Genomic DNA, 24,378 nt, shown 5'->3' with positions numbered 1-24,378 from the left:
TGCCGACTCACCACCGTCAGCAACACGGGAAGCGAGGTGAACCCCGACACCGCGCCCGCCCTCGAGTTCAGCGCCTGACAACCCCAACGAAGGAATCAGCCGCTACACCACTTCATGGGGCTTGACCTGACGGGCTGCAGCCTCAACGAAGTCCGCTCCCCACAGGAGCGGAGACTGCCCGGTCGCGAGGAGGGAGGACACGGTGCGGATGCCGCCTCAATGAAGTCCGCTCCCCACAGGAGCGGAGACGGCCTGGATCAAGCGCGGCCTGGGCTACCCGACGCCTCAACGAAGTCCGCTCCCCACAGGAGCGGAGACAGCACCTCAGATTACAGCCCTTTGACATGGGCAGACGCGACCGTCGGCGAGCCCTGGGCTCAAGAGGCGTCCGTGGAGCGCCATGCTTATCGGCCTCGACCCATGAACCGTGGGCTGACAAGCCCTTTTCTGATGCGACGGCTCGCCGGATTCCGGACATCGACGGAGCCTTCGCGAAGGTCCCTGGCTCGCTTCAGATGATGATGGGCCCATCCACAGTGATCTCGCGTGATCGACCCAGAAAGCTGAACTGCTCTGCGCCAAGCGTGGCCGTCAGGCCGAGGTCGCAGACCAGCACGCTGTCCTCGCCCGGATCCAGCACCGCTTCGAGGGCTGCCTGGAGGGAGACGAACTGGGCGGGCAAGGCATCCACCACGAAGACTGAATATTGGACTCGATCTCCGTACCCTTCGAGGACGCGGGCCGCCCGGGATCTGCGGCGGTCGTCAGGAATGTCATAGGCGATGAGCCGCCTCCGGAGACGATCCCGGGCACTCAACGGACTCGCACCCCCTTGTAGACCTCCTGCGAGCCGTCCAGGACGCCGAGGAACATCCTCGCCTGGACCTCTATCGCGCGGCGCCACGTCACTCTGTATCCGAAGACGGGGTGCTTGAACTCCGTCCCGAGACGCCGTTCCACCGCCGCGATCACTTTGCGCCGGCCGGCCGGAATGAGCCGCGCGCCGCCGAGCACATGAGTGAAAGACAGTCGCCCCAACTCGCCATTGTTGAACGCGGCCAGGATGGCGGAATCGACCACGGGCGGACGGAACTCCTCCATCAGGTCCAGCGCCAGGGCCGGCTTGTTCCGTCCGCTGGAGTGCAGCACCCCGGCATGCGGGTCCAGGCCGCAGGCCAGGACCGCACGGATCACCTCGGACAGGAGCATCCCATACCCGTAGTTCAAGGCGATGTTCAATGGGTCGGTGGCCCCTCGCCCGACCCGACCGGGGAAGGACTCAGCCACGCCCGCGTCCACACCTGGCGCCAGCAGTCCCGGGAATCCTGCGAAATACTCTGCGGCGGCCCGGCCCTCGATTCCGAACAACTGGCCGGTGGACGTCGCCGTGCTCGCCAGTCACGTCGCCGATCGAAGACGCTTGACCACAGCTGGCATGCCTCCGAAACGCCGGAGGATCGTAGCCTGGTTCGCGACCTTGGCCACCACGAGCTCGCGAGCGATGTCCACTCGGCCTTCGGCCGATGCCGCGAACTGACGGAAGCGTGCGCCGCCATTCGGCGGCTTGACTCCATTGGTCCATCCGACGACGCGCCCCGCCCCCGTGCACCAGACACAGGGAAGGCCTCGCCACATCAGCTCCCGCAGCAACGCTCCTGAGAGGTCGACGTTGCCGTGCACCACGACGGCTGCCACCCGCTCCAAAGGGATGCTGGCCAGCCGCTCATCGCCCTTCACCACCGTGATCCGCCCGGCCGACATGCTCGCTCGACTCCCCGGCACAGTGAGGTGCAGGGTCTCACCGGCAGGGTCCGGCGGGACGATTCGGGACAGCACTTCTGCTTCCTGCCGTTCCTCAGGGAGGCAGACGGAGGCGTGGGAGTACCGCATGCACCTCGGGTCGTCCAGTAACGGTGCCGGAGCGGTCTTCCCGTTGACCACGGACCGAGCCGATGCCACCGCATCACGGGCGGCCTTTCGGTCCGCAGCCGAGATCTCGACCGGGACCCGCCGGTGATGGGTGGTGAAGTACACCTCGGCGTCCTCCACCGTGTTCCCCTGGGATTCGAGCGCCATCGTCTGTAGTACCAGCTGCAGACGATTGGCGTCGCTGATTCGGGCAGCTCGCTTCACCGGGGTGGCTTTGTGCTCGACGACGCGTAGACGCCCCGACGGGAGTCGCTCGACCCGGTCGACTCGCCCGTGGACGCCGAGAGACGGGTCGCGCACGTCGATGCCGCGCATCGTCTGAGCCTCACGTGTGGTGGGCACGTCCACCCGCGCATGGTCCGCCACTCCCTGCTGGATCTGCGCCACCTTCGGCGCTTTCTCGTCCATAGCCTCGAGCCATGCCCGACGCGGGCAGAAACTCCAGTGCGCGACCAGACTGAATGGCAGCGAATCAGCATACGGCTCCCCGTGTCGTGCCCAGTCATCTCAGCGCCCTCGCCGCGAGAGTGCGCCGCTCCGGGGCCGACGCACTGCCGGTGACGTTCACGGGGAAGCTCAGGATCTGAGCGAACCCCCACTCCTCCAGGATCGCCTGAGCGGCCGTTGTCTCGGCTGAGCCCAGGCTGGGCCCTGTCGCGTCTTCCCCCGCCGCGAGCAGGTATCGAGAGCGCAAGGCGGCCTGCATCCGCGCCACCGTCACCCAGGACGTCGACACCGGCATCAACAACCGCGCCAAGGACTCCCTGCGGGCAGGGATATGAGCGGACGAAACGGACCGCCCGCGGCTGTCCGCCCAGACGGGCAAGGCCGCGAGCGCCCACAGCCCCACCCAGGCACGCGCGGCATCCACCGGCCCCAGGGGGGCCATGCCCGTCGCCGTGCGGGAATCCGGCTTGTTCTTGCCCGGTTCGTCCTCCACCGTGGTCCCGAGAAGGCCCGAGGTCACTGCCTCCACCGCTCGGCCAGCCACGGCCCTTCCCGTGGGGAGGAGTGAATGCGCGATGAACTCCATGCCCTTGTTCCTGGTGCGCATCTCCCAGGCGGCCGCGCCATGGTCAGGCCGGAACGATTTGCTCGTCCTGTGCCACCAGGCCCGCTCCCCCAAGCCCACCACGAGAGCCGAGTCGAGCCCGCGCAATGGCCGCGCCGCCTCTGTGCGATCGTGCAGCAGGTCGACCCACGCGTGCTCGGACGCCGGCATCTTGGTCCGGGCCGAGAACAACGATCCGGCCACTGCGTCCGTGGAGTACAGCCAGCCCCTCAGGTCTTGGACATGCCGGGTCGCATGGCGGTGGATGAGGCCGCCAAGGGCCGCGGCATCAAGCCCTGCCCCACACAACTGCGGTCGAGAGTCCGGCTCGTCGGTCCACCGCAGCCGCACGGCACCGGCTCCCAGTTCCTCCTCCACGATCATCGCGGCGCCGAGCAGTGCCGTATGGGACAGCAGCACGTCCCACGTGCCTGCCAGCGTCACGGGCTCAGTCGTGCGGGCCATGTTCATCGTCCTTCCTTGGAGATCGTCACGTCGGCGGCCCGCAGTACCGCCTCGAGCCAGGCCACAGCCCATAGCCCCCACGTCTGCTCTACGGACAGGACCAGTGCGTCCCAGACTCCGACGTCGAACAGTTCCTCCGCGGCCGTGCGGACGTGGGGGGCTGCCTCCGCGTGGACAAGGCTCTCCGCGCCCATCAGGAACGTGCCGCGCCCATGTCCGTGGCTCGTTCCGACCAGACACAGGGCCAGTGCGTCCGCCCCGTCCGCATGCGCGCGGAGCATCGCGGCGGACAGTTGCTCGTGCCGCCAGCCAGCGGGGAGGAACCGTGACTGCCGGAAGGGCAGGGCGCTCAGCAGACTCTTCGCCATCGGCTCGTCCACGCCAGCCACACCCTGGGTCAACCAGGCTTGGTAACGCTCGTCGCTCTTGCCGTCGTCGTGGTGTGCCCCCGCCACGGTCAACGTCCGCTTCAGACTCTCAGGCAGGCCGAGAACCTGGGCGAACTCGCCGGCCCGGTCTGCCACGTCCCTCTGGTGATCGGCGAGGGACACAGGGCTGCGCCCGGTTGTCGCAGACAGCTGGGCGTCGTCAGGATCGGCCGCGTCCAGCAGCTCGAACACCACCCATGCCGCCTGCTGCGGCGAGTCGGGAGCCCGGCCACCCACGTGGACCTTCACGTCGAATCGTGCGGCCAGGTCCGGGTCCGCCCACTGGCCGAGATAAGCGGTGAGCCACGCGGACTGTCCCCGGTCATCCAGCGCATCCAGCACGCTGGGGAGGGTCAGCGGAACGTCCGCCTCCTGCAGGCCCGCGCAGACCTCCAACAGGGAACATCGAAGGTAGTCCTGCACGCCAGGCGAGGCGACGCCGGTCATGAACACCACCCTGCGCCGACTGGCCTTCACCGGCTCGAGCGAGAGCATCGTTCCGTCCGGAGACCGCGGGTCGAGGACGTCGCCGACAGGCTCCCGGCCATCCTCGACCAGGACGTGATGATGTGTGGCAGCCCAGTCGTGGGGGACGCAGACGACATCTCCCGGGACGATCCCGTGACCCGAGGCATCCGGATCCACGAGCGTCCACTGGCGTCCACGACGGACGAACGCGGGCGTCGCCCGCCCGCGGCGGCCCCCGGCGAGCAGCAGGCGCAGCCGGGAGAGCGTGACCGGATAGGCCTCATGCGGCTGAGGTGGGGCAGTCGTCAGCAACGCCGCGGACTCCGCCTGGTCCAACCCTGACCAGTCCTCTCCAGCGTCTTCGCCGAGACGGGGAAGCCGGCGGCCCACGACGGCGACGTCCGTTTCCGCGTCTAGTGAGTCCCTCAGCCACAGCGTCAAGTCCGGTTCGACGGCCAGTGCCTCGGACGTGCGGCTGAACAGGGCCGCGCGCGCGGCTTCGATCTCACTGAGGACGGGCCTGGCCGGGGCGGTGGACGGGGCCGGGTGCTCCAGGAGAGCAGCGGGACTCACCCCCTTCGGATCCTCTGCGCGGTCCCGGAGCCACTCGAGCGCGTCGGTGATGTCCTGCACTTCGTAAGGAGCCGCCGTCTTGGCCGTGGGATCGGCGGACGGGCAGAGCACATGCACGGGCGCGGACTCCCGGGCCCCGGTGCGGTTGAGTCGCCCCGCCCGCTGCGCGAGCGCCGATCCCGACGCGATGTCCGTGATGAGGAACCCGAAGTCCAGGTCGAGGCCGACTTCGATCGCCTGGGTCGCCACGTAGACATCCGGGGTCCGGGATCGTTCGAGGGCCTGCTCCCAGCGGCGGCGCGGCCCCACGACGAGCGCGACATCCAGGCCGCCATTGAGACCGAGGAGGGCACGGTGCACGGCCAGGGCCGACGCGACGCGGTTCATGACGACCCCCACGGGGGTGTGTCCCGCCTGCACGGCGTCCGCCGCCATGCGGGCGATCTCCTGCGCTCCCTGCGTCGTTTCACGCGCTGTGCCCCCGACGAGCCAGGGGCCGTCCAGGTGCAGATGGACTGGCTTCGGACGATCCAGACGGCGCAGGAGCGCCTCCCCCACGGCACCCGTGCGGATGTCCGAAAGCTCGATGCCAATAGAAGTCTGGGCCGGCGCGAGTCCCGCCGGAGTGGCCGTCGTCTCGACGACCTGCAGTACTGGCACGTGAGCGGCGAGAGGTGACTCACCGGCGAGCGACGCGACACGACGAGCCGTGGTGAGCAGCTGCCGGTTGAGATGGGCCTCGTCCAGGATCAGCACGGAGTCGTATGCGATCAGCCCCGCCTCGCGGGGACGCATTCCTGCGGTGGAGCCATAGCCCCGGAACAGGAGCCGGCTGCCGGCCATGTCCGGCGTCGCACAGATCACCTGGCAGGAGACCGGGTCGTCCTGCCATCCGCGCTCCGGTGCGATCCCGCCGCGGAGCGTTGTCACCGAGCCCGGTTGCCCGGCCGGCGAGATGCGCCTCAGGGCAGCTGCGACTCGGCTCAATGGCGCCTCACCCGGGACGTCCGTGATCTCGGCGAGCTGGTCGAACACACCCTCGGCCCGGGAGGCCATGTCGTCAACGAGCGCTCGGCGCCCCACCACGTGCCAGAGGCGACGAGGGGCCCGGGCCCCTTCCCACCCGGGTGCGTGGGTCATGGCCACCGCGAAGACGTGCACCTCCAAGACGCTCGATTTGCCAGCGCCCGTGGGCGCAACGACGGCGTCAGGCCAGCGTCCCGTCGTCACGACCTGCCTCAGCAGAGCACGCTGCCAGGCGTAGGGCTCACGGCCATGGTTCACGGCGGCGAAGAACTCGTCGAACTCATCGATGGCGACGGTCAAGGCCGCCTTGTCATTGACGTTCATGACCGCTCCTGGGTCGATCCGGGAATGTCCGTGGGCACCAGCAGTCCGCAGCCCAGATGACGGCTCTGACCGAGCGCGAGGATGGCCCGATCAGGCACGACGGTACTGAGAGTGAGCGTGAGGCGGAACGGCTCGATGGGGCTGCGGCGGTCCGTACGGTGGACGTACGCCGTCGGCGTGAGCGTGCGGAACGCCCTGCCCCGAAGCCGCGCTCCGCTCTCCACGACCGCTGCGTGTCGAGCAACAGGGTCCTTCGTCGTGAACGCCGGTTCGAGGTCGCGGAGCACATTGCCCAGAGACCATGCGGCAGCCAGGTCGACGTCCCGGATCGGGGGCTTCGACTTGAGCCGTCGTTCTACGACCACGGCCGGCTGGGCGTCCCACGTCCGCACCGCACCCTCGGGCGGGGCCTTCCAGAATTGCGCCCCGTCATACACCTCGATCTCCTCGGGGGCGACGGTCAGCTGGTGCTCTGAGGTGACGACACGGCGGACGCCGGCCACGGCTGATGCCAGCATCCCCAGGGCGGGCCCGGGCATCCCTCGCGGCACGAGGACGAGGAATCGATCCCGTCCGTCCGAGAACGGCAGGGCCGGAAGGTCCCCCGGCACCAGGTGGAGTGCGACACGGTTGGCCGGTGGGGCATCGGACGGCGCATAACGGCCGGTGATCTCCGGCGGGGCGTCGGGTCCCAGGCGCGACACGAGCGCGCGGTGCAGGGCGACGCAGACACTCACGTACCGCTCTTCAGGGACAGTGGAGTTGGCCCCGATGACGGGGACCGCCAGCACCTGGGTCCAGGGAACGTCAGGTTCGTGTTGCTCGACCGACGCGAAGATCCCGCTCCGGAGGTGGTCGCGCGGCGGCAGGGCGGCATGCGGCACCGCCGACGTCGTGTGCTTGTCGCCGCTGGCCGAGGGCTTCCGCCCCAGCGTCGTTGCCGCGTGGGCACGGTCGAGCTCTGCCCTCCGTCCGGGATTCGGCATCGCCTGCCGCACCGCACCGGGGACCGCACGCAGACTTGCATTCCGGTCACGTCGATGCGTGGGCGCCGGAAGGCCCTCCCCCTCGTGCACCGTCAGACGTACGGGCGACGACGCCTCTCCGAGATGGGGCACGTCCGCGCAGAGTTGTTCCAGAGTTGAGCAGACCTGTGTGTCCGTCCCGCTGGGCCCGTCATCCCAGACCCACTGCACGGGGCCGCCGAGCGCAGTTCCGTCCGAGACAGGCCGGCCGGTCACTTTGTAGTTGGTCTTGCCGACCTCCTTGAGGAAGACCCCCTCCTTCCGGTACGCGAAGCGTCGCACGCCAGGTGCCACGGGCGTGTGACCAGGCAGGACCAACGCATCCGGCGGATGCTCCTCGAGCCAGTCCAGGGCGGCCAACGACTCTGCCGTGAACGGAGCCTCAGGATCCCCCGTCGAAAGAGTCCCCGCAGCGGCCGCCTGCACGAGGGCCGAGAAGAGCCTCGCGACATCAGGGAATCGCTCTGCGCCGCCGTCCGGCCCGTGGCCCGTGTAGACGCCCAGCGGGAAGTCCGCGCTGATGACGAGTCCGCCCACGGTCACACCTCGACGTCGTCGGTGCTGGCGGCGCCCAGGATCGCCGGGTCGCCCACCAGTTGGATGGTCTGCCCGTTCCACTCGACACCGGCGACCGACTTCGCATGCGCCAGCGCCGCTTCGAACACCTGGACGGCCACCTCGTCCGTGATGGGGGCGAGCGCCCGGGACTTGCCGTACCGGAGGTCGAGGGTCACGGTCGGCTCATCGGATTCGACCAGATGGCAGTTCGCACGCAGATGCAGCTCGCGGTCCGAGAGGGCCATGCCGAGCAGGGCGTAGGCCGCGAGCAGGGCGCGGCACGCCACGTCCTGCTCCGTCGTGCCGCCGAAGCGGAGCTGACGGAGCGCGGAAAAGGACAGGAGGCGTCGTCGCATGATGGAACGGCACGCGACACCGCCCAGTTCGCCGAGGACCGGCGGGATGTGGCCCAGGCCGAGCGTGGACATGGACGATCCGGTCTCCCCCTTCTTCTTGGCCTCGGCGAGCACCTTGTCCTGCAGTTTGGCGCTCAGTTCACCCGCCTGCGCCTTGACCAGTGCCTCGACGTCCTTGGCCGATGGCTTGACGCTCGCCGCGACGGGGTCCACACGGCCAGCTGCGCGCCGATTGGTCCGCGGCGCCCCGCCCTCCTGGTCCTGGTCGGCCAGAACGCCGATGGTCTCACCCGTCATGCAGGACTGGTAGCGGCCCTGATGCGACTTCCGAGTGGAGTCCCATGCGCCGAGGACCAAGGCCGTCGGTGCGGCGTCCAGCAGAGCCCGGGCGTCGAGCTTCGTGGCGTCCCGCAGTGCACGGTAGGCCTCGGTCTGCGTCACGGGAGCACCGTCAAGGGTGGCCGCCCGGATGTGTCCGTCGAACGCACGATGAGGCAGGGAGAGATCCGACTCGACAGCCTCTCCGTAACGCACCTCGATGGTCGGCACCTTGCGCAGCGCCTCTCCCTCCGGTGTCCCCTGATCCCGCCGAGCGGAGATGATGGCGTCCTCGTCCCGGTTGGAGACCGACTGCTTGCTGTCCACGACGACGGTCCACACCGGTCGCGGCTGACCGGCCTCGTCGAGTTCCATCCGACGCTCGTAGGCGTAGGTGGTCTCACCCCGGCCCTCGATCACCTTGGCCGGCGCGATCACCGCCCCGGGGCCGCCGGCGGGCCGGAGCGGGGTCTCCGACAAGAGTGAGGTGCTCCCCCCGGGAGCACACGCGGCGAGGAGGTCCTCGAGGGACAGGGTGTCGAAGTCAGACATGACGCGGCCTTTCGTCCTGGTCTCGGGGCCGCCCCATTCGCTCGGGCGCTGCCCCCGCTTAACGTGTCCGCCTCCCGCGCGAAGATCGAGTGGTCGGAAGCCTCGGTGAGGCATGACACAGATGCTGACAGAGCGGGCGCACAGGGTCAATAATGGAACCCTCTTAGCAAGTTCTCACTCGCATACTTACTATCAGCTAGTAGGGGTACATCCCCTGGCCCGCCTGCCCCGCGCGCCATGGGGACGCCTCCCCAGCACGCGCGTCCTCACGTAGGGTCGTCTTCGTCGCGCGGAGTCACCCACCCCCTTCGTTGAGGCTAGGTCTGTGCCTGAGAACTGCGCCCAGACGCACACCACGCGGGATCTCCGCGTCTTCGCTGAGCCGGCTCCGCGCGACACCGCCGGGCTCCATCAGGTGATTCCGCACAAGGCTGTGGAGCCTGCAGCCCCACCCCACAGACAAGGTGACGGTCGTGGGCGCTTCCGGTGTCCGGAGGCGACCACGACCGTCACCTTGTCTATCGCGGGGTACACGCCCCGCCTGACAGGCCTCACCTCACGGGGTCGGCATGCCGCCGGTCACCGGGATGGTCGCGCCCACCACATAGGAGGACTCCGGCGAGGCCAAGAACACGTACGCCGGGGCCAGCTCGGTGGGCTGCCCGGCGCGGCCCAGCGGAGTGGACTGGCCGAACTCCGGCAGGGCCTCCGGCTTCTGGCCGCCGGAGGGCTGCAGCGGGGTCCAGATCGGACCGGGCGCCACGGCGTTCACGCGGATGCCCTTCGGTGCCAGCTGCTGGCCCAGGGCCTTCGTGAAGGTGTTGATGGCGGCCTTGGTGGAGGAGTAGTCCACCAGCTGCTCCGGGGCCATGTAGGCGACCACGGAGGTGGTGTTGATGATCGTGGAGCCCGGCTTCAGGTGCGGCAGGGCGGCCTTGACCAGGCGGAACTGGGCCAGGATGTTGATGTCGAAGGTGGCCTCGAGCTGCTCGTCGTCGATGTCCTCGATCGAGTCCTGCGCCACCTGCTTGCCGCCGTTGTTCACCAGCACGTCCAGCCCGCCGAGCTTCTCGACCGCCTGGGCCACGAGGTCGGCGCAGAACGTCTTGTCGCGGAGGTCACCGGGGATCCCGACGGCGGTGCGCCCCTCCGCCTGCAGGACCTCGAGGACGTGCTGGGCGTCCTTCTCCTCCTCGGGCAGGTAGGTGATCACGACGTCGGCGCCCTCGCGCGCGAACGCGATCGCGGTGGCCGCGCCGATGCCGGAGTCACCGCCGGTGATGAGCGCCTTGCGGCCCTCGAGACGGCCGGTGCCGCGGTAGGACTTCTCACCCAGGTCGGCCTTCGGCGTCATCTCCGCGTCCAGGCCGGTGCCGGGCAGCGACTGCTCCGGCGGGCTGATCACGGGGTAGCGCTTCGTGGGGTCCTGCAGGGTGAGCTGGTCGGTGGTGGTGGTGTTCGCGTCGTCGTGCGCCACGGGGTGCTCCTCACGGTCTCGGGGCGACGCGCGGTCTGCGCGCCGTCCTCTGAGCGTAGGGAGCAGCCCCCCAGCAGAGCCACGGCTGACCGCCGGGTCACCGGACGTGCCCCACCCGCTCCCCCGGATGACGAGCCCTGCGATATGGCCCCTAAACCACGCGTTTAGGGGCCATATCGCAGGGCTCGTCGCGAGGAGTCGGGGCCGGTGCCGGGGCCGGGCGTCACAGTCCGCCGTGCACGAACTCCCCTCCCACGGCGGTGGCGACGACGTCGATCGCCGCGATCTGCTCGCTCGGCACCGCCCGAGGGTCCTCGCTGAGCACCGTGAAGTCCGCGAGCTGGCCTGCGACGAGCCGTCCCTTGCGGCCGCCCCAGCCGGTCGCCTCCGCGGAGCCGACCGTGTAGGCGTGGAGGGCCTCGGCCACCGTGAGCCGCTCCGCGTCCGGGCCGTACTGCTCGCCGGTCTCGGTGCGGCGCAGCACGAAGTCCTGGATGACCTCCAGCGGGCGGCCGCCGGCCACGGGACGGTCCGAGCTGCCCGGCAGCACCAGGCCCGCGCGCAGCAGCCGCCCGGCCGGGTACGACAGCGCGGCCCGCTCCGGCCCGATCCGCTCCCGCACCGACCCGCCGAACGCGCTGATGAAGTTCGGCTGGGTGGCCATCACGACCTCCAGCTCGGCCATACGGGCCACCTGATCGTCGCGGACCACCCCGCCGTGCTCCACGCGGTGCGGCATCACGGGCCGCCCGAACCGGCCCCGCGCCTCGGCGATCACGTCGAGGGCGAAGTCGAGGGCGGCGTCGCCGATCGCGTGCAGGGCCAGCGCCCAGCCGGCGGCCGCCGCACCGAGGCACGCCCGGCGCATCTCCCCCGCGTCCTGCTGCAGGTAACCGCGGCCATGACCGTGGCCGCAGTAGTCCTCGGTCATCGCGGCGGTCTGCCCGAGCATCGACCCGTCCGTGAACACCTTCGCCGGCCCGATCTGCAGCCACTCGTCGCCCACGCCCGTGCGCACGCCGGCGTCGAGGGTGAGGTGCGTGCCGTCGTCGGGATGGCCGTCCACCGAGTGCAGCGCGTCCAGGGTGACCATCGTCTGGAAGCGGGTGCGCAGCAGCCCCGCGTCCCGGGCGCGCTGATACGCGCCAAACTCGAGCGGGCTGTGCCCGATCCACCCGCCGGCCACCCCCGCATCGGTCACCGAGGTGATGCCCTCGGCCGCGTACTCCTGCGACGCCCGCGCCAGGCACGCGCCGATGTGCTCGTGGGACTCCGGGTGCAGCAGCCGGGTCACCAGGCTCATGGCGGTCTCCTCCAACAGACCGGTGGGCCGGCCGGCGGCGTCCGTGAGGATCCGCCCGCCCTCGGGCTGCTGCAGCACCTGCTCCCCCACGCCGGCCAGGACCAGCACCGCCCCGGACACCGTGACGGCGTGGCCCGTGTTGTGGCGGATGAGCACGGGGCGCCCGGAGGCGGCGGCATCGAGGCTGTCCCGGTCCGGTTGGGGTCCGGTGAGGTGGCCGGGGTCGAAGCCGGTGCACGTCACCCAGGCGCCGGGGTCGAGCTCGGCGGCGCGGGCGCGGACCCGGCGGTGGACCTCCTCCGCGGTGCGCGCGCCCTCGAGGTCCACGTCCAGCCGGGACTGGCCGAACCAGACGCTGTGCGCGTGGGCGTCGTTGAACCCGGCGAGGACGGTGCGCCCCCGCGCGTCGAGGCATTCGCGCGTCGCGAGGCCGTCCAGCTCCTCGTCCACCCCGACGACGACGCCCCGCCACACCCCCAGCCGCGAGGCCGACGGGCGGGCGGGGTCGCCGGTGATGAGGCAGGCGTTCTCCACGATCAGGTCGAGCTGCATGGGGGCGGGTCTCCTGGGGCGGGGCGGGCGGGCGAGGCGCGGGTGGGCGGCCTCGTCCGCGAGCGTAGCCGGGACGCGGGTCAGGGTGAGGTCTCGGCGGCGCTCACTTTCAGGGCCGAATACGACTCTCCCGGGCCCCAGAGCCCCCGGGAGAGTCGTATTCGGCCCACAAAGTGCGGAGGGCGCGGGTCAGGCGGTCGGCCCGCCGCCCGCGGCGGTCATCGCGCGTTCCAGGTCGGCCAGCAGCTCGGCGGTGGGCTCCACGCCCACGGACAGACGCACGAAACCGTCCGGGACGTCGTCGCCCCAGCGGGCGCGGCGCTCGGCCGCCGTGTGCGTGCCGCCGAAGCTGGTCTGCGGCACCACGTACTGCGCCGCGGCGATGAACCGCTCGGCCGCCGCCGCGTCCGCGAACCGCAGCCCGACGAGGCCGCCCGCCGCCGTCATCTGACGCGCCACGACCTCCGCGTCCGGGTGGTCCGCCAGCCCCGGGTAGACCACGGCGCGCACCGCCGGGTGGCCCGCGGCCAGCTCCGCGACCGCCTGCGCCGAGGCGCACATCCGGGCGAAGCGGACCTCGAGGGTCTCGAGACCGCGGTGGATGAGCCAGGCCTCGTGGGTGCCCAGGATCCCGCCGGCCAGGGTCCGCCAGCCGCGCACCCGCGCCATCACCTGCGGGTCCCGGCTGGCCACGTGCCCGCCGAGGGCGTCCGTGTGCCCGTTGACGGCCTTCGTGTCCGAGGCCACGACCACGTCCGCCCCCAGCTCCAGCGGGCGCTGCCCCAGGGGGGTCAGCAGCGTGTTGTCCACCACCACGAGGGCCCCCGCGCCGTCCCGGCGGCCGTTCGCGTGGGCGCGGGCGGCGACGTCCGCCAGGTCCGCGACGCGCAGCCCCGGGTTGGAGGGGGTCTCCACGAGCACCAGGTCGTAGTCGCTCAGGTCCGCATGGGCGAGCCCCTGGGTGGCGACCAGGTCCACGTGCACGCCTCGGGGCGTGAGGTGCTCGGCGGCGAGGGCGCGGGTGGGCCCGTAGCCGTCCGCGGGCAGGAGGGCGCGGTCCCCCGGGTGCAGCAGGGGCAGCAGGACGGCGGCGATCGCGGCCATGCCGGAGGGGACCACGGCGACGTCGGCGTCCTCCAGCGCGCCCAGGGCGGCCTCGAGCGCGGACCAGGTGGGCGTGGCCCAGCGCGCGTACTGGAAAGGCACGTCCGCGCCGGGGGCGGTGGGGGCGCCGTCCGGGTCCGCGCCGGGCAGGTGGAACGCGCTCGCGTGGACCAGCGGCGGGGAGATGGACTCCCCCGGGGCCATCCCGTGGGCGCGGTGGTGCAGGACGGTGCCGAAGGCGGGCGGCGGCGGGGCGGCGGACATGGCCCCGAGCGTAGTCCCGACCCCGGACGCGGCAGCGCGCCCCCTCCCTAGACTGGCGGACATGACCTCCGGCCCTCCCTCCCCCGCCCTGCCCGCCGGGCCCGCCGCCCACCTGCGCGGCGAGCACCTGACCGTCTCGCTCGGCGGGCACCGCGTGCTCACGGACGCCACGGTGCGGATCAACGCCGGCTCGCGGCTCGGGATCGTGGGTGAGAACGGGCGCGGCAAGACCACGCTGCTCCACGTGCTCACGGGCCGGATCACGCCCGACGTCGGCCGCGTGACGCGGGCGGGCACGCTCGCGTTCGTCCCGCAGGCGCTGCGGGCGCGGGCCGACGGGCGCTCCCGCACGGTGGGCGACCTGGTCCGCGACGCCCTCACGGGCCCGCACGCCGCACTCGAGGCCCTGGACGCCGCCGCGGCCGCCCTGGCCGAGGCCCCCGACGACGCCGGCGCCGGACACCGGTACTCCACCGCGCTGGAGCGGGCCCACCTCTACGACGCCTGGGACGCCGGCCGGCGCGTGGACATGGACCTCGAGGGGCTGCACGCGTGCACGGACCGCGAGCACCCCCTCACATCGCTCTCGGTCGGCCAGCGCCACCGGGTGCGCCTGGCCGTCACCCTCGGCTCCCGGCCGGACCTGCTGCTGCTGGACGAGCCGACCAACCACCTGGACGACGTCGCCCTGGACTTCCTCACCCGCCGGCTGGTGGAGCACCCGGGCGGGGTCGCCGTCGTCAGCCACGACCGCGCCCTGCTGCGCGCCGTGTGCACCGACATCGTGGACCTGGATCCCAGCCAGGACGGGCGGCCGCGGCGGTACTCCGGCGGGTACGCCGGCTGGGCGAAGGGGCGCCGCCGCGCCCGGGCCGCCTGGGAGCAGGAGTACGCCGAGCAGAACGCCGAGCGCGAGCGGCTGGAGCTGGCCGTGGAGGACGCGCGGGAGCAGATGCAGGGCTCGTGGCGGCCCCCGAAGGGCACCGGCAAGCACCAGCGCTCGAGCCGGTCGGCGGGGATCGTGCAGATGTTCAACCGGCGCTTCGACGAGCTGGAGGCGCACCGGATCACCGTGCCCGAGCCGCCCCTGCGCCTGGACTGGCCGTTCGCGGACATGCCCGACGGCGACCCGCGGGACGGCGCGGACGCGGCGGCGGGCACGGCGGGCGGGCCGGGCACGGCGGGCGACGACGTCCTGCTCACCGCGGACGCCGTGCGCGTGGCCGGGCGGCTCGAGCAGCCGATGGGCGCGGCCCTCGTGCCGGGCGGCCGCGTGCTGGTGACGGGCCCGAACGGGGCCGGGAAGTCCACGCTGCTGCGCGTGCTCGCCGGGGACCTGGAGCCCACGAGCGGCTTGGTGACCGTGGGCGCCGACGTGCGCGTGCGCCTCGTGGCGCAGGAGACCCCCGCGTGGGACGAGGAGCGCACCGCCGCCGCCGTGTTCGAGGAGCACGTGCGCCGCGTCGGCGCGGACGAGGCCGGCGTCGACGACCTGGGCCGTCCCCTGCCGGCCCCCACGCTGCCCTCGCTCGGGCTGCTCACCGCCGAGGCCGCGGACACCCCGGTCGGACGCCTGTCCCAGGGGCAGCAGGCCCGTCTGCACCTGGCGATGGTGCTCATCGAGCGCCCCCACGTGCTGCTGCTGGACGAGCCGACGAACCACCTCTCCCCCGCGCTCGTGGACGAGATGACCGAGGCCCTGCAGGTCACGGAGCAGGCCGTCGTCGTGGTGACCCACGACCGGCAGATGCTCGCCGACCTCGCCGACTGGCCGCGCGTCGAGCTGCGGACCGACGCCGCGGCGGTGTGAGGCGGGCGGGGCCCCTGGCCACAGGCCCGGCCCGGCGGTCCGCCCTCAGAGGTGCGCCCGGCACAGCCGCCGCAGCGCCACGCGGGCCGGCAGTCGGTAGGCCAGGGCGACGACGGCGGGCCCGTGGACCGTCAGCCCCGCCCGGGTGCCGCGGGGGGTGGCGGTGAGGTCGTGCGTCATGGAGACCGCCGTCCCGGCCACCCGCACCGTCCACCGCCAGGTGCGGGCGTCATCGTCGACCTCCTCGACCACGAACGGGACGCGCAGCCCCAGGGGCGCGTGGACCACGCCGCGAAGCCCGGCCCGCAGCCGGCGCCGTGGCGCCTCCACGGCGCGGATCTGCGGAGCCCACCGCGGCCACAGGCGCAGGTCGGCGTAGCGGGCCCAGGCCACGTCCACGGCGGCGGGCCCGGTCGTCGTCACGCGGCGGAACTGTCGGGGGCGGCGCGCGCGCCTCGCGCCGGCGGGGGTGCGGGTCCAGGGGGTCCGGATCATGGTGCCGAGCGTAGGGTCCGGACCGCCGGCCGGGACACGCCCGCCGGCCCGAGCGGCTCGGCCAGTGCACCGGGGGCGGCGTCGCGCTCCGGCAGGATGGGCGCATGACCCTCCCCACCCCCTCCGGCCGCTGGACGACGACGGCGCGGCCTGCCTTCGCCGTCGCCGCGGCCCTGTCCCTGGGCGGCAACCTGCTCTCACTGTGGATCGGCTCGTGGAAGTCCTCGGACCTGCCGGCCGACGCGGGCTACGCGGGCGTGCTCGAGGGCGGCTGGGAGCACATGCTCAACCAGCCCACGTACTTCACGTTCCTCTCGAACTTCCTGGTGGGGCTGACGTCCCTGCTGCTGGCGCTGCGCCTGCACCGGCCGGGCACGCTGTTCCGGGTGCTGCGGGTGACGGGGGTGGTGTGCATCGTGATCACGGGCGTGGTGTTCAACGTGCTGCTGCGGGACGCCGACCCGATGACCGCCGTCGAGCGGTTCAACGACACCCTGCAGCACATCGTCACGCCGATCCTCACCCCGGTGCTGTGGGCGGTCTTCGGGCCGCGGCGGCAGATCACGTGGCGGGTGGTGTGGTTGTCCACGCTCATCCCGCTCGCCTGGCTGGCGTTCACGCTGCTGCGCGGGCCGTGGCTGGACTGGTACCCGTACACGATCCTGGACGTCCCGCGGCTGGGCTACGACGGCGTCGCCGTCTACGTGGTGGCGATCCTCGTGTTCTTCGTGGCGGTCGCCGCCCTGCTGCGGGTGGCCGACGGCCTGCTGGCGCGGGCCGGCGTCGGGGTGGGGGCGGGCGCCGAGGCGGAGGCCCGGGTGGAGGCCCGTCCCTCCCCCTGACCCCGCCTCAGTCCGACGCCGCGCGGCCCACCTGCACCGCCCACGCGCGGACGAGCGCCTCGGCGACCTCCGGCTGGTCCAGGTGCACGTTGTGGCCGGCGGCGTCGAGCGCCGCGTAGGTGGCGCGCGGGTAATGCTCCAGGAGCGCGGCCTGGTCCCGGTAGCCGACGAGGTGGTCCTCCCGGCCGGTGAGGATCAGGGCGGGCCCCTCGAACGGCGGCGCGGCCTCCTCCGGCACGGCGTCCAGGACGTAGCGCGCGGACAGGCGCTTCAGCGCCTCCTCGTCCACGGCGCGGACGCCCGGCAGCGCGTGCTCGCGGAACCGCTCCCACGTGTCCCGCGTCAGCCGCGGGGACATCTCGAGGAACGGGGCGGCGTCGTCGGGGTCGAGGGTAGACATGAAGGCGTCGTCGCGCTCGCGCACCACCAGGTCGGTGCGGGTGCGCCGGTCCTCGTCCGGGTCGACGACGGGCGCGAGCAGCCCCAGCCCCAACACCTGCGCGCCGAACTCGGCCGCCACGTGCCGGGCGAGCAGGCCGCCGAGGGAGTTGCCGAGCACCGCGAACGGCCGCTCGCCGACCTCCGCGCGGATCCAGTCCACGAGCCAGGCGGCGAGCTCGGGGAGGCCGCCGTCGTCCTGGAGGGCCGAGGTCCGGCCGAAGCCCGGCAGGTCCACGTAGATCCGCTCGACCTCCCCGGCCTCGGCGAGGGCGTCGTCGAGCGGCAGCAGCAGCCGGTGGTCCACGCTGTTGCCGTGCACCGCGATCAGCGGGACGCCGGAGCCGCGGCGGACGACGTGGGGGTTCTCGGGGGTGTGCTCGGATGTGTGCTCGGTCATGGGTCCGAGCGTAGGGCTGAGCGCGCGGTGCCGCCCTCTCCCCGCCGCCCTCTCCTCGCCACCCTCTCCCCGCTGCCCCCTCCCCACCGCTTTGCGGGCCGAATGCGACGCTCCCGTGCCCGATTCAGGGGCTCATCCGTCGGATTCGGCCCACAAAGTGCTCGGCCGGGCCGCCCGGTGCCGGCCGGTCACCAGAGCAGCTGGTCCCCGCGGATCTGCGTCTGGAGTCCGTCGATGCGCCCGAGCACGGAGACCTGCAGCAGGGCCGGCCAGGCGTGCACCACGAGCCCCAGGGCCACCGCGACCACGCCCCAGACCAAATGCCCGACGGCCGCCAGCGCCACGCCCGCCACCGCGTGCAGACCCGCGGAGGCGGCGTGGCTGACGAGGGAGCCCACGGCGGCGGTGCGGATGCGCCGCAGGTCGGCCCGGCCGGTGATGCGGCGGCTGATGGCCGCGTTCCAGCCGACGGCGCCCAGCTGCCGGGAGAGCCAGTCGGTGCGGACCCGGCGGGCGAGATCGCGCCAGCGCGTGTCCCGCCTCCACGGCCGGTCCACGAGCTGCCGCGAGGGCTCCCCGTAGAACGGGCCGAACCCGAAGGTCCCCACCGTGAGCACGCCGACGAACAGCCCCGGCGCCGTCGGCGCCATCAGCACGAAGGCGGACATCAGGGCGGCGACGGTGAGGGCCAGACCGGCGAGCGAGCGGGGAGTCATCACCGCGGACGCTAGCGCACCGGGCCCGCACCCCGGGCGATCCCCTCGAGCCGCCGCACGTGCGCGGCCCACCGCTCGGCGTCCCAGCCGGGCAGGTTGTCCCCGGGGCCGCGCAGGCCGGCCTGCCCGTCGATCCCCTCGCGCAGGATGTCGGCGTGGCCGGCATGGCGGGCCGCGTCGAGGGCCACGTGGGAGAGGATCTGCGCCAGAGTCACCTCGGCCAGGTGCGCGGGCCACCAGGGGACCCGCCCCCGCGCGTCGAGGACGAGGGCCTCGATGGTCGCGTCCGCGTGCGCGAAGCATCGCCGCGCGTAGTCGAGGACGTCCTCGAGGGTCTCGTCCTCGGCGGCGAACAGGTCCGCGCCGTCCTCCTCGCCCACCCCCGGCGCGTCCCAGGGCAGGGGGATGCCGGCGGGGCGGCCGAAGACCTCGCCGAAGTACTCGAGCTCGCACGTGGCCGCGTGCTTGAGCAGGCCCAGCAGGTTGGTGCCGGTGGGGGTGCGGGGCAGGCGGACCTCCCGCTCGGGCAGGCCGTCCAGCTTCGCGAAGAGGGCGTCGCGCTGCCGGCGCAGCCCCTGATGGAGGATCTCCTTGTGGTCCATGGGGTGAGCCTGCCGGGATTCAGGCCGCGCGGACGGCCCTGGCCCGTGGCCCGACGTCGTCGCGGACGTCCGGCGCCCCGGGCCGCCGTCGTCGGTCCTCAGCCCTCCCGGCGCGGGACCACGGTGATGGCCCGGGTGTCCGGGGCGGTGTCCGCGACGTGGTCCATGGCCTCGTCCACGTCCCCGGTGCGCTCGTAGGCGGCGTGGATCTGTTCCCACAGGTGGGCGTTGCGGACGCCGATGGCGGCCGGGTCCAGGACGGGGTCCTGGCCGGCGCGGCGCTGGCGGTCGTAGTCCTTGAGCAGGCGGATGGCCACGGGGCTCAGGAGCACGAGCGCGAGGATGTTCACCCACGTGTACAGGCCCACACCGAAGTCCGCAAGGGACCACACGAACGCGGAGGTCTGCACGGAGCCGATGACCATGGAGGCGGCCAGCAGCAGGCGGGCGGCCGCGATGCAGATGCGCTGCGCCTTCTTGTTCGGGATCAGGTACGCGAGGTTCGTCTCGGCGTAGAACGCGAAGGACAGCAGCGTGGTGAAGGCGAACAGGAACACCGCCACGGCCACGAAGGACGGACCGAAGGACGGCAGGACGACGTCGATGCCGATCTGCACCCAGGCCGGGCCCTCCTCGACGCCGGGCAGATGCTCCACGATCGGGGGGCCCTCACCCGTGCCGAGCACGTTGAAGCTGTTGGTGGACAGGATCACCAGGCCGGTCATGGTGCACACGAACAGGGTGTCCACATAGGCGGAGAACGCCTGGGCCAGGCCCTGCTTCACCGGGTGGGAGACGTGGGCGGCGGCGGAGGCCTGGGCGCCCGAGCCGGTGCCGATCTCGGTGGAGTACACGGCGCGGCGCACGCCCCACGCGATGGCGGCGCCGAGCATGCCGGCGTAGACGGAGTCGGCGGCGAAGGCGCTGGTGAAGATCAGGGAGAACATGGCCGGGACCTCCTGCCACATCACCGCGACGACGACGAGCCCCACCAGGATGTACGCGCCGGCCATGAACGGGACCACGAGGCCCACCGTGCGGCCGAGGCGGTGCATGCCGCCGAACACGATCACGCAGAACAGCACGGCCATCCCGAGACCCACCCACAGCGGGTCCCAGCCCCACGCCTCGGTCGTGGCGGCGGTGACGGCGTTGGCCTGGATCTGCGGGCCGGTGAAGACCGTGGCGAACACGGTGGCCGCGGCGTAGGCGACCGCCAGCCACCGCCAGTTCCGGCCGAGCCCCTCGAGGATGTAGTACGCGGGCCCGCCGCGGTACTCGCCGCGGACCTTGTGCTTGTAGAGCTGTGCGAGCGAGCTCTCCACGAGCGCCACGGGGGCGCCGAGGATCGCCGTCACCCACATCCAGAACAGCGCGCCCGGGCCGCCCAGGTAGATCGCGGCCGCGACGCCCGCGATGTTGCCGACGCCGATGCGCCCACCCAGGGCCATGGCGAACGCCTGGAACGAGCTGATCCCCGCCGACGACGATCCTCCCCTGACCAGCTGGCCCACCATGTCCTTGAGCAGCCGCACCTGGGGAGCCGCCATGCGGATCGTGAAGTACAGGCCCAGGGCGAGGAGCCCGACGACCATGGGCAGGCTCCACATGATCGAGTTGGCGGCGGTGACGAACTGCTCCATGGTCACTTCCCAGGTCGTGGACAGGATCCGTGCACTCCATCACATTCGGGCCACCTCGGGCACCCCTGAGCCCCCGGGGGGTCTGCGCGGGACCGGCAGGGTCGGCCGGCCAGACACGCCGTGCCGTCCCCGCGCCGGCTCACCCCTGCCCCGCTCCCGCCTCCTCCCGCACCGTCATCGCCAGCTCGACGTGGCCGGCGTCCGGGTCCGCGAGGATCTGGCGGATCTCCGGCGCGGCGCCGGCATCCTCCACGTCGAACGCGTCCATCAGTCCCAGCAGGTCCGGATGGGGCAGCGCGCCGCCGGGGGCGTCGTCGAGCAGGTCGACCTCGCCCGCATCGGCCCGCACGTCCACGTACCGCTCCACGCGGCGCGGCAGCGCCCCGGTCACCACCTCGTGCCCGCCGACCCTGAGGCCCGTGGGAGCCGGGCCGCTCAGCGGGACGGCCAGGACGGTCTCCACGACGTCGGCGGTGCCCGGCACCGGACGCAGTGCCGTCCACGGCGGCCCGGCCGGTGCCGACCCCGCCTCCGCGAGCGCCTGGAACAGCGTCGCGAAGGCGTCGTTCGCGCGCTCGGTGGTCGCCTCCTCACCAGCCTCGTCCAGGGCCACCCGCTGCACGACGCCGGCCCACGGCGTCGGCCCGACCGTGCGCTCCGCCACGGGGCCGGGACGGGCGGGGGCGCCGTCGTCGTCAGGATCCGGGGCCGCGTAGACACCGGCGACCGCGAGCGCGAGCGCGCGGTCCTCGAGGTCGCGGCGGCGTCGCAGCTCGGCCGCGTGCGCCTTCGCGCTCAGTCCGGTGGCGAGGGCGAACTCGCCGACGGTCATCGGGGGGCTCATGGGGCGACCTTTCTCTCAGGTGATCCCAGCGTGGGCGTTCCCCCAAGGGGAGGGTCAAGCGTCGCCCACGGCGCCCCCGCGCGTCGTCTCCGGCACAGCCCTGCGACTGTTACCCCGCACGTCCTGCCCGGCGCGCGGGACCGGCCGCACCCTGTCTCATGGCAGGCATGATCATCACCGGACTCCTCCTCGGCCTCGTCCTGGGCTTCGTGTTCCAGCGCGGACGCTTCTGCGTCACGGGCGCTTTCCGCGACCTGTTCACTATCCGGTCCACCCGATGGCTCACCGCGTTCATGGTGATCGTGGCCGTCCAGTCGGTGGGCGTGTTCGCCCTCGACGCCCTGGGCGTGATCACCCTGGAGGCGGAGACGTTCCCGTGGCTGGGCACGATCATCGGCGGCCTGATCTTCGGCTTCTCGATCGTGCTCGCGGGCGGCTGCGCCACCGGCACGTACTACCGCGCGGGCGAGGGCCTCGTGGGCTCGTGGTTCGCACTGATCTTCTACATCGTGGGCGCCACCGCGTTCCGCAAGGGACCGCTGGCCGGCACCACCGAGGCCGTCCGCTCCGTGGAGACGCAGACGGGCTCGTTCCAGCAGCTCACGGGGCTGTCCCCGTGGGTGTTCGTGGCGCTGCTCGTGGCCGGCGTCGGCCTGGCCGTGCGTCATCACCTGCGTCGCGAGGCGGCCATGACCCGCTTCCGCCTGCCCGCCGCCAAGACCGGCCTCGCGCACGTGCTCACCGAGAAGGCGTGGCACCCGTTCGTCACCGCGGCGATCATCGGCGTGCTGGCGATCCTCGCGTGGCCGCTCTCCTGGGCGACCGGCCGCGAGTCCGGCCTGGGCATCACCGGCCCGTCCGCGAACATCGGCGCGTTCCTCGGCACGGGCGAACTCGAGCTCGTGGACTGGGGCGTGCTGATGGTGACGGGCCTGCTGATCGGCTCGTTCATCGCCGCGAAGGCCTCCGGCGAGTTCCGCGTCCGCGTGCCCGACGCGCAGACCACCGTCCGCTCGATCATCGGCGGCCTCGGCATGGGCTGGGGCGCGGCGTGGGCCGGCGGCTGCACCATCGGCAACGCGATGGTGAACACCGCGACCTTCAGCTTCCAGGGCTGGACCGCGCTCGTGTTCATGGTGCTCGGCACCGGCCTGGCGGCCAAGCTCTTCATCCTCAACCACCGCGGCAAGGGCACGACGCCGGTCCCCGCCCCCGGCTCCGGCCTCGCCTCGGCCGAGGGCGCGGCGGCGGACGCCGGGACGGCCCGCCCCGTGAAGCTCACGCCGATCGGCTGAGCCGGCCCGCCCGCGCACGACCTCTGACCACCGACACCAAGGAGAGAACACCATGGCGAAGCACCTGCTCGAGACCGACGGCCAGGTCTGCCCCTTCCCGCTCGTGGAGGCCAACCAGGCGATGCAGCAGATCCCCTCCGGGGACGAGCTCGTGATCGACTTCGACTGCACCCAGGCCACCGACTCCCTGCCCCGCTGGGCCGCGGAGAACGGCCACGAGGTCACCGACTTCGTGAAGCGCGGCGCCGCAGAGTGGACGATCACCGTGAAGAAGGGCTGAGGGGCGGCGGAGCCTCTCGGCACCTCCGCCCGCCGCGGAGGGCCTCAGACCTCCAGCAGCACCTTGATCTCGCGGCGCTCGTCCATGGCCCGATACGCCTCGGCGGCGTCGTCGAGCGGCATGCGCGCGGTGAACACGCGGCCGGGCTGGATCTCCCCGGACTGGATGCGCTCGATCAGCTCGGGCAGGAAGCGGCGGACGGGGGCGGGGCCGCCCTCGAGGTGGATCTGCCGGCCGAAGAGGTCGGAGCCGTCGAGGGTCTGGTCGTGGGAGACGCCCACGAACCCGAGGTACCCGCCGGGGCGGAGCGTGCGGCCGCCGCCACCACACGAGCCCGGTTCAGACCGAGGTCAGGGCCGGTAAGTCTGGATGACCTGCGAATCGTCCTTCAGGGTCAGACCGGCCTCGGCGGCGTCCAGGTACTTCTGCTTGGCGGCCTCCAGCACGGGCACCGCGATCCCGGCCTCGGCGGCGGTGGCGCTCACCAGGGCGGAGTCCTTCACGAAGATCCCGATCGCGCTGGCGACCTGTGCGTCCAGGCCCTCGAGCATCCGGGGCCCCCGGTCGGAGAGCATGAACGACCCGGCGGCGCCGTCCGCCACGGCGTCGAGCACCTCGGCGGGGTCCAGCCCCAGACGCTCGGCCAGGGCCAGGGCCTCGGCTCCGGCGACGATGTGCACCGCGCACAGCAGTTGGTTGACCACCTTGAATGACTGGCCGCGCCCCGGCTCCGCCCCGCAGTCCACCACGGCGCCCATGGCGTCCAGGACGGCGCGTCCCGCGTCGATGGCCGCCGGGTCACCGGAGACGAACATGCGCAGCTCTCCGCGTGCCGCACGCGCGATGCCGCCGGTGACGGGGGCGTCCACCAGTCCGATGCCCCGTTCGGCGGCTGGCGCGACGAGCGAGCGCACCGCCTCCGGGCCCACGGTGCTCATCACGATCAACGTGCTCCCGGGCCGCATGCGGGCGACGAGCCCGTCCTGGCCCAGGGCTGCGGAGGACAGCTGGTCGGGGGTTGCCACCATCACGATCACGGCGTCCGCCTCGGCCGCCGAGGCGGCGTCGGCCGCGGCCGGCAGCCCCTGCTCCAGCGCCGCCACTCGCTGGCGTTCGGAGAAGTCAACCCCCGTGACGTCGAACCCCGCCGCCGCCACCGAGAGGGCCATCGGCAAGCCGATGGCGCCGATGCCGACGAAGGTGACGTTCTGTGCCTGAGGAGTCATACGGCGGCGCCTTC

The 24,378-nt window shown here is 72.5% G+C and carries 19 protein-coding genes and 2 pseudogenes; 4 read left to right on the top strand and 17 right to left on the bottom strand.

Annotated features, from left to right (window positions below):
* Positions 1-511: 511 nt before the first annotated feature.
* From cas2 to O3T09_RS10945, 9 genes and pseudogenes are all read right to left on the bottom strand, one after another.
* Positions 512-904, bottom strand: a complete 393-nt coding sequence (gene cas2, locus O3T09_RS10985) for a CRISPR-associated endonuclease Cas2 (protein WP_245231879.1) — start codon at positions 902-904, stop codon at positions 512-514.
* A pseudogene (cas1, locus tag O3T09_RS10980) lies at positions 814-2,385 on the bottom strand (CRISPR-associated endonuclease Cas1). The gene cas2 and the pseudogene cas1 overlap by 91 nt, the downstream one beginning before the upstream one ends.
* Positions 2,386-2,431: 46 nt before the next feature.
* On the bottom strand, positions 2,432-3,445 hold the full coding sequence (locus O3T09_RS10975; RefSeq protein ID WP_269295545.1) for a hypothetical protein: 1,014 nt from the start codon (positions 3,443-3,445) through the stop codon (positions 2,432-2,434).
* Positions 3,446-3,447: 2 nt separating this feature from the next.
* Positions 3,448-6,264 carry a type I-G CRISPR-associated helicase/endonuclease Cas3g gene (gene cas3g / locus O3T09_RS10970; RefSeq protein WP_269295543.1) on the bottom strand — a complete coding sequence of 939 codons (2,817 nt, stop codon included), beginning with the start codon at positions 6,262-6,264 and terminating at the stop codon, positions 3,448-3,450.
* Positions 6,261-7,826, bottom strand: a complete 1,566-nt coding sequence (gene csb2 / locus O3T09_RS10965; RefSeq protein ID WP_041105073.1) for a type I-G CRISPR-associated protein Csb2 — start codon at positions 7,824-7,826, stop codon at positions 6,261-6,263. The genes cas3g and csb2 overlap by 4 nt, the downstream gene beginning before the upstream one ends.
* Positions 7,827-7,828: 2 nt before the next feature.
* On the bottom strand, positions 7,829-9,073 hold the full coding sequence (gene cas7g, locus O3T09_RS10960; protein WP_070709798.1) for a type I-G CRISPR-associated RAMP protein Csb1/Cas7g: 1,245 nt from the start codon (positions 9,071-9,073) through the stop codon (positions 7,829-7,831).
* A gap of 556 nt (positions 9,074-9,629) precedes the next feature.
* Positions 9,630-10,550 carry an SDR family oxidoreductase gene (locus O3T09_RS10955; protein WP_020624952.1) on the bottom strand — a complete coding sequence of 307 codons (921 nt, stop codon included), beginning with the start codon at positions 10,548-10,550 and terminating at the stop codon, positions 9,630-9,632.
* A gap of 223 nt (positions 10,551-10,773) precedes the next feature.
* Positions 10,774-12,405, bottom strand: coding sequence for an amidohydrolase (locus O3T09_RS10950; RefSeq protein WP_070709796.1), 1,632 nt, complete (start codon positions 12,403-12,405; stop codon positions 10,774-10,776).
* Between the two features lie 189 nt (positions 12,406-12,594).
* On the bottom strand, positions 12,595-13,773 hold the full coding sequence (locus tag O3T09_RS10945; RefSeq protein ID WP_269295542.1) for a cystathionine gamma-lyase: 1,179 nt from the start codon (positions 13,771-13,773) through the stop codon (positions 12,595-12,597).
* A gap of 61 nt (positions 13,774-13,834) precedes the next feature.
* Here O3T09_RS10945 and O3T09_RS10940 point away from each other — a divergent pair, with 61 nt between their 5' ends.
* The gene (locus tag O3T09_RS10940) at positions 13,835-15,583 is read left to right on the top strand and encodes an ABC-F family ATP-binding cassette domain-containing protein (protein ID WP_020627042.1); all 1,749 of its coding nucleotides are present in this window, start codon (positions 13,835-13,837) and stop codon (positions 15,581-15,583) included.
* 45 nt (positions 15,584-15,628) lie between these two features.
* Here the strand turns inward: O3T09_RS10940 and O3T09_RS10935 are convergent, their stop codons facing one another.
* The gene (locus tag O3T09_RS10935) at positions 15,629-16,078 is read right to left on the bottom strand and encodes an SRPBCC family protein (protein WP_020627043.1); all 450 of its coding nucleotides are present in this window, start codon (positions 16,076-16,078) and stop codon (positions 15,629-15,631) included.
* A gap of 104 nt (positions 16,079-16,182) precedes the next feature.
* On the opposite strand from O3T09_RS10935, the gene O3T09_RS10930 reads away from it, so the two are divergent.
* Positions 16,183-16,920: a Pr6Pr family membrane protein gene (locus O3T09_RS10930; RefSeq protein ID WP_020627044.1), complete on the top strand. Its 738-nt coding sequence runs from the start codon at positions 16,183-16,185 to the stop codon at positions 16,918-16,920.
* 7 nt (positions 16,921-16,927) lie between these two features.
* On the opposite strand, the gene O3T09_RS10925 is transcribed toward O3T09_RS10930, so the two are convergent.
* From O3T09_RS10925 to O3T09_RS10905, 5 genes are all read right to left on the bottom strand, one after another.
* Positions 16,928-17,758 (bottom strand): alpha/beta fold hydrolase, encoded by an 831-nt coding sequence (locus O3T09_RS10925; protein ID WP_020627045.1) that lies wholly within the window; start codon positions 17,756-17,758, stop codon positions 16,928-16,930.
* Between the two features lie 188 nt (positions 17,759-17,946).
* Positions 17,947-18,474, bottom strand: a complete 528-nt coding sequence (locus O3T09_RS10920) for a hypothetical protein (protein WP_020627046.1) — start codon at positions 18,472-18,474, stop codon at positions 17,947-17,949.
* An 11-nt stretch (positions 18,475-18,485) separates the two neighbouring features.
* Positions 18,486-19,076, bottom strand: a complete 591-nt coding sequence (locus O3T09_RS10915) for a DinB family protein (protein ID WP_010079843.1) — start codon at positions 19,074-19,076, stop codon at positions 18,486-18,488.
* 98 nt (positions 19,077-19,174) lie between these two features.
* Positions 19,175-20,719, bottom strand: coding sequence for an alanine/glycine:cation symporter family protein (locus tag O3T09_RS10910; protein WP_043281416.1), 1,545 nt, complete (start codon positions 20,717-20,719; stop codon positions 19,175-19,177).
* Positions 20,720-20,858: 139 nt separating this feature from the next.
* Complete coding sequence (locus O3T09_RS10905; RefSeq protein WP_043281415.1) at positions 20,859-21,563, bottom strand: hypothetical protein; 705 nt, start codon at positions 21,561-21,563, stop codon at positions 20,859-20,861.
* A gap of 167 nt (positions 21,564-21,730) precedes the next feature.
* Between O3T09_RS10905 and O3T09_RS10900 the strand changes: the two genes are divergently transcribed.
* Both O3T09_RS10900 and O3T09_RS10895 read left to right on the top strand, forming a co-directional pair.
* The gene (locus O3T09_RS10900) at positions 21,731-22,858 is read left to right on the top strand and encodes a YeeE/YedE family protein (protein WP_020627049.1); all 1,128 of its coding nucleotides are present in this window, start codon (positions 21,731-21,733) and stop codon (positions 22,856-22,858) included.
* A 52-nt stretch (positions 22,859-22,910) separates the two neighbouring features.
* The gene (locus O3T09_RS10895) at positions 22,911-23,138 is read left to right on the top strand and encodes a sulfurtransferase TusA family protein (protein ID WP_002855519.1); all 228 of its coding nucleotides are present in this window, start codon (positions 22,911-22,913) and stop codon (positions 23,136-23,138) included.
* A 44-nt stretch (positions 23,139-23,182) separates the two neighbouring features.
* On the opposite strand, the pseudogene O3T09_RS10890 reads toward O3T09_RS10895, so the two are convergent.
* Together O3T09_RS10890 and O3T09_RS10885 are read right to left on the bottom strand one after the other, a co-directional pair.
* Positions 23,183-23,446 (bottom strand): annotated as a pseudogene (locus O3T09_RS10890) (IMP dehydrogenase); the annotation flags it as partial.
* 42 nt (positions 23,447-23,488) lie between these two features.
* Positions 23,489-24,364 carry an NAD(P)-dependent oxidoreductase gene (locus O3T09_RS10885; protein WP_049147433.1) on the bottom strand — a complete coding sequence of 292 codons (876 nt, stop codon included), beginning with the start codon at positions 24,362-24,364 and terminating at the stop codon, positions 23,489-23,491.
* Positions 24,365-24,378 lie beyond the last annotated feature (14 nt).

This window comes from Micrococcus sp. H39-S4 (assembly GCF_027158145.1).
GTDB classification, from domain to species: Bacteria; Actinomycetota; Actinomycetes; order Actinomycetales; family Micrococcaceae; genus Micrococcus; species Micrococcus luteus.
The sequence above is the reverse complement of the archived record's forward strand: the minus strand, read 5'-3'. Positions and strand labels throughout refer to the sequence as shown.